The sequence below is a fragment of the Collinsella sp. HCP28S3_G2 genome (genome assembly GCF_052065125.1).
GTDB lineage: Bacteria > Actinomycetota > Coriobacteriia > Coriobacteriales > Coriobacteriaceae > Collinsella.
This window is the reverse complement of sequence record NZ_JBQHUO010000035.1, coordinates 1-1,331: the sequence shown is the minus strand read 5'-3', so window position 1 is coordinate 1,331 and position 1,331 is coordinate 1. Positions and strand designations below refer to the sequence as shown.

The following is a 1,331-nucleotide window of genomic DNA, read 5'->3' as shown; positions in this document are numbered from 1 at the left end:
GGGCCCTCGGGTTCGAGGAGCCCAGGGCCTGCTACGAGAGCGGCCCCACCGGCTTCCACATGGCGCGCGAGCTGCGCGCGCTCGGCCTCGACTGCGCCGTGGCCGCCGTCTCCAAGATGCAGAGGCCGGCGGCGGACGCGCGCCGCAAGAACGACCGGCGCGACGCCGAGTTCATCGCCCGCATGCTCGCCACCCACAACATCGTGGAGGTCCCGCTGCCCGATGCGGCCGTCGAGGCCGCCCGGGACCTCGACCGCGCCCTCGACGACGCCACGGCGGAGTACCGCCGCGCCAGGCAGCGCCTCAACATGTTCCTGATCAGGCTGGGCCACGTCTGGGACGAGCGCAACGCCGACGGGACGAGGAGGGGATCCTGGACGCGCGCCCACTGGAGGTGGATATCCGGGATCAGGCTCGAGGGGCCCCAGCGCGACGTGCTCGAGTACTACGTCACGGCCGCGAGGTGCGCGGAGTCGGACCGCCGGCAGCTCGAGAAGAAGGTGCTCGCCCTCGCCCGGACCGACCGGTGGCGCCCGGCCGTCGAGGCGCTCTCCTGCATCAAGGGAATCGACACCCTGACGGCCTTCAGGCTCGCAGCCGAGGCGGGCTCCTTCACGAGGTTCCGGACGGCCCCGGCCTTCGCGAGCTGGTGCGGGCTGGTCCCGTCGGAGCGCTCGAGCGGCGAGACCGAGCGGCGCGGCGGGATAACCAAGACGGGCAACCGGCTCGCCAGGACGGCGCTGGTGGAGTCGGCGTGGCACTACCTGACGTGCACGCCCCGCCCGAAGGCCCCGGCGCCCGGCGCGGACGTCCCCGCGGCGATCCGGGCGCGCGCCGACGACTGCACCGCCAGGCTCTGCCGCCGCCGCGAGGCGCTGGCGGCGGCGGGCAAGAGCCCGTGCAAGGCAAACGCCGCCGTCGCGCGCGAGCTCGCCTGCTGGGTCTGGGAGATCGGGCGCCGGGCGGAGGGGACCCTCGGCTGACCCCGTCGGACAACAAGCCTCCCGCCGGGAGGGCCCGCGCCTCGACGCATCGCCGGCGCGCGTTCACGACCCTTTTTTGGGCAGCCCAAGGCAAGGGCCGCGCCCGTGAACAAGACTGGTTTCGGACGAGCGCGCCGGACGGAGAATCGAAATGCGGTGGGGTGCGCGGACATACCGGGCTGACCGCCGGCAGCGCGCCCGCAAGAGCCCGCGGATATTAGCTTGCCAGGCAAGCGTCGACTAAACGTGCAGCGTGCGCGGGCCCTCCCGACGGGAAACGAAAAAGCCCGGTTTAAAACCGGGCCCGAACAAACACGCCTATTGACAATGGCTTTCTCATATTAAAAG

Annotated in this window: 1 protein-coding gene; it reads left to right on the top strand. The window is 72.0% G+C overall.

The genetic code is table 11. The features are described from left to right. A partial coding sequence (locus ACTNB2_RS08805) for an IS110 family transposase (protein ID WP_441044936.1) occupies positions 1 to 983 on the top strand: 983 nt, incomplete at its 5' end. Between the last annotated feature and the right edge of the window lie 348 nt (positions 984 to 1,331).